3 protein-coding genes and 2 pseudogenes are annotated in these 3,769 nt (G+C 74.4%); all 5 read right to left on the bottom strand.

Annotated features, from left to right (window positions below; translation table 11 throughout):
• Positions 1-352 (bottom strand): annotated as a pseudogene (locus I53_RS24340) (glycosyl transferase family 1); the annotation flags it as partial.
• A complete protein-coding gene (locus tag I53_RS35485) occupies positions 349-1,083 on the bottom strand; it encodes a glycosyltransferase (protein WP_251982441.1) in 735 nt (244 codons plus the stop codon). The gene I53_RS35485 and the pseudogene I53_RS24340, both read right to left, overlap by 4 nt.
• Positions 1,077-2,372, bottom strand: coding sequence for a hypothetical protein (locus I53_RS35480; RefSeq protein WP_251982440.1), 1,296 nt, complete (start codon positions 2,370-2,372; stop codon positions 1,077-1,079). Before I53_RS35480 ends, I53_RS35485 begins: the two co-directional genes overlap by 7 nt.
• A 104-nt stretch (positions 2,373-2,476) precedes the next feature.
• Positions 2,477-3,523: a selenide, water dikinase SelD gene (gene selD, locus I53_RS24330; RefSeq protein WP_043355568.1), complete on the bottom strand. Its 1,047-nt coding sequence runs from the start codon at positions 3,521-3,523 to the stop codon at positions 2,477-2,479.
• A gap of 39 nt (positions 3,524-3,562) precedes the next feature.
• Positions 3,563-3,769 (bottom strand): annotated as a pseudogene (locus tag I53_RS24325) (cytochrome c biogenesis protein CcdA); the annotation flags it as partial.

Genomic DNA, 3,769 nt, shown 5'->3' with positions numbered 1-3,769 from the left:
TCCGGCTGCGCAGGCTCAGATCCGCCTTCCGCGTGAGCAGGAAGGTGTCGTGGACGTAGAGCAGGCACCGTGCCGCCGCGATGGCGCAGAGCGGCCCGGGCGGGAAACCCGGGAACAGGAACAGGGCGTCCCTGTCCGTGAGCGCCCGCGCGGGGAGGCCGATCTGCTGGGCGGCGATCATGCCGGGCAGGGAGCCGGCGGTCACCGGCCGCACAGTGTGCGGGGCGAGCTTCTCCGGGGCGAACAGGTCCAGGGTGACCCGCTCGATCCCCGTGACATGGGCCCGCAGATGGGTCTGGTCCAGGTAGATCCGCCGCTGCGCCATGCCGGATTTCGCCTTGTGGTCCGTCATGGCACCCTGCGCCGCAGCGTGCCGGCCAAGTACAGGCACCGCCGCACGAAGAGCGGCATCCGGCGGCCGAACACCATCTGCTTGGCCCGCCGCAGCCGGCGCACGAGCGGAGGCGAGACCGCCGGGACCGTGCCGGTCGCGCCCATCCGCAGATCGGCCGCGAAGGGGAAATGCCCGAGCATCGTGGGGGCGAAGCGCGGATGGGCCGCGCCGTCCCCCAGGCCCTGCCGCCGGAAGACCGCCTCCAGCGACAGCGCCGCCGCGGCCGGGCTGAAGCGGCTCTCCAGGGCGATCCGCGCGAAGGCGCCGAGGCGGGTGCGGGTCGCCCGGTCATCGACCAGGGCGGCCAGGGCGTCGGCGAGGGCGCCGGGCCGCATCGGCACGAGGCGGCCCGAGACGCCGTCGATCACCGCCGAGGTCAGCCCGGCGGTGCGGTAGGCCAGGGTCGGGACCCCGCACAGGCCGGCCTCGATGGGCGTCTGTCCGAGAGTCTCGTGGCGGCTCGCGGTGACGTGGAGGTCGCAGGCGCCGTACCACGCCGCCAGCATCGCCTCGTCCGCGATGAGGCCGGGCGCGAACAGGTTCGCGATCCCGAGCCGGGCCGGATCGTCGAGGCGACCGATCGCCACGACGCCGACGCCCGGTTTTACCACGGCCTGAAGCGCCGCCCGGAGATCGGCAAAGCCCTTGTCGGGCCCGTCGACGATGACCGAGGATACGAGGATCAGCACGTCATCGGGGGGCAGGCCGAGCCGGCCGCGCAGGCCGGCGCGATCGCCGGGCCGGAAGACGGCGGTCGGGAAGGCGAGGCGGATCGGCTCGACCACGGTGCCGGGCGGCGCGAGTTCGCGGGCCCGCGCCAGCGTCCAGTCGGAATTGGCGAGAAGCCAGGGAGCCGGAGATCGGGCCGGAGATCGGGCCGGAGATCGGGCCGGGGATCGCACTTCGGGCCCGACCGGGGCGCCGGCGAGCACCGCGCGTTTGCGGTCGTGCATGCCGGCGATCCGCCGGGGGCCAGTTGCGGATACTCGTCGGGGGTGGGGCAGGCCGCATCGCAGCCGATCGCGGCGCGGCCGCACGCGCGCGGATGGGCGCACCGGCCCGTGAGGGGGAAGAGGTCGTGCAGCACGAGGCCGACCCGTCCCCGCCGGGCCAGACGGCCGACGACGTCGAGGCTGCGGGTGGCGCCGTGCAGGTTGCCGGCCAGGACGAGATCCGGTGCGGTCGCCGCGATCGCGGCCTCGGCCGGGGGGAAGATGTCGCGCCACTCGGCGGCCTCGGGACGGCCGCTCAGGGTCACCTCCGCGATCCGGTGACCGGCGAGAGTCAGTGCCTCGGCGAGCCGGCGCTGCGCCACGCCGGCCCCGCCCTGGGTGCCCGTCCCGGTGAGCGAGACGATCGACAGACCGCTGGCGGGCGGAGGAAGGTCCGAAAGCAGCCTGTGGAGCAGGGCGGGACGACCGATCAGGCTGCGCCGGTCTTCGGAGATCGTCGACCAGGCGGCCCCCTCGTTCAGCATGCCGTCGGCGTCGAGGACCGCATGGTCCGCCAGCCCGTCGCGCCGCCAGAGGATCCCGCCCCCCGCAGACCTGCGGCCACCGGCTTCCGCCGCACGATCGGGCCCGTCGAGGCCCCGGACGGCGTGGTCGAACAGGACGCGCAACCCCGCGACCGCGTCGACCTCGGCGAGCGAGGCCTCCAGCGCCAGAGCGATCAGCGCACCCGGGGCGAGCAGGTCGCCGGCAGCGAGCCAGAGCAGATGAACCGGACCGGGATCGGTCAGGATCCGCTCCACGGCCGCGCGTCCGGTCGTGGGCGCCAGCACGTCGTGTCGAAACTCCGGATAATCCTGGCGCAGGACCGACGCGACGGTCCCGGCCAGGGCGGCATCCGCGTGGGCCACCGTGATGATCCGGATCCGCGGCCAGGGGCGCCCGTCGGGCAGCGACCGCGGACGGGCTGGTCCGGGGGGGCTGCGCCCGTACGGCCAGCCGGCGACGCCGTGGGGAGGCGGTGACATGTCTGCGGCCTCGGTCACGGCGGCTCTGGCGGCGGCTCGGGTCTCGTGCGGGGCGACAGAGTGGACGGGAAGGTTGAAGATTGCCTCTCGGGGCCGACGGCGTCTCAGCCCATCACCCGGATCCGCGCCGGACCGGCCTCGATCCGGCCGATGCGGGCGGCCGCCGGGCAGCCCGCCGATCGGATGCGCGCGAGGAGCGCGTCGGCGCGGTCGGCCGAGCAGGTCACCAGCAACCCGCCCGAGGTCTGCGGATCGGTGAGGATGTGGCGGCGCCAGTCCGGGAAACCCTCCGGCAGGTCGACCGCCTCGCCGAACGCCGACCAGTTCCGGTGCGAGGCACCGGTGACGGCGCCGGCGCGCGCCAGCGCCTCCGCCTGCGGCAGCAGGGGGAGGGCGTCGGCCTCGAGGGTGAGCGTGAGACCGGCGCCGCGGGCGATCTCCAGCCCGTGGCCCAGGATGCCGAAGCCGGTCACGTCGGTGAGGGCGTGGACGGCGGGCTCGGCGGCCAGGTCGGGTCCGATCCGGTTGAGCAGCGTGGTGGTGGCGATGAAGTCGCGGTAGCCGGCGTCGTCCAGGGTCTCCCGCTTGATCGCCGCGGAGTAGACCCCGACCCCGAGGGCCTTGGTGAGCAGGACGGCATCTCCCGCCATCGCGTCGGCGTTGCGTCGCACCGCCTCCCGGCGGCAGGTGCCGATCACCGCGAGGCCGTAGATCGGCTCGGGGGCGTCGATCGAGTGGCCGCCCGCCACCGGGATGCCGGCCTCGGCGCATTGCTCTGCGCCGCCGCGCAGGATCCGCGCGACCACCTCCGGGTCGATCTTGCCCAGGGGCATCCCGAGGATCGCGAGCGCGAAGAGCGGCCGGCCGCCCATGGCGTAGACGTCCGAGATGGCGTTCGTCGCGGCGATCCGGCCGAAATCGACGGGGTCGTCCACCATCGGTGTGAAGAAATCCGTGGTGGCGATGATGCAGGTGCCGTCCTCCAGCTCCCATACGGCCGCATCGTCCGCCGTCTCGTTGCCGACGAGGAGCCGCTCGAACGGCCCGGCCGCCGGCTGCTGGGCGAGGAGCTGGCGCAGGGTGGCGGGGTCGAGCTTGCAGCCGCAGCCGCCGCCATGGGCAAGACTGGTCAGGCGGGGGGCATCGGTCATCGCTGATCTCCGTTCCGGACGTCCTGGGACCATGGCGACTCAGTAGCGCGTCGTCAGCGCATTGAGCCAGTCCGGCGAAGCCGCGACGGCCGCAGCTTCGACCTGCTTGTCGAGTCCCGTCAGCACCAGCAGGCCGAGGACCACCATCACGGCGCCCAGCGCGGCCTTCGCGGCCCGGCCGGCCGCGGCGAGGCCGCCGCGCCAGCGCAGCAGCGCCTCGCGGGAGACGAAGCCGAGGAGCATCAG

The organism is Methylobacterium sp. B1, from assembly GCF_000333255.1.
GTDB classification, from domain to species: domain Bacteria; phylum Pseudomonadota; class Alphaproteobacteria; order Rhizobiales; family Beijerinckiaceae; genus Methylobacterium; species Methylobacterium fujisawaense.
The sequence above is the reverse complement of the archived record's forward strand: the minus strand, read 5'-3'. Positions and strand labels throughout refer to the sequence as shown.

Bases quoted from the DNA above. Each gene is read 5' to 3' on its own strand.
- I53_RS35480 (WP_251982440.1), bottom strand. From the start codon at position 2,372: ATGTCACCGCCTCCCCACGGCGTCGCCGGCTGGCCGTACGGGCGCAGC.
- selD (WP_043355568.1), bottom strand. From the start codon at position 3,523: ATGACCGATGCCCCCCGCCTGACCAGTCTTGCCCATGGCGGCGGCTGC.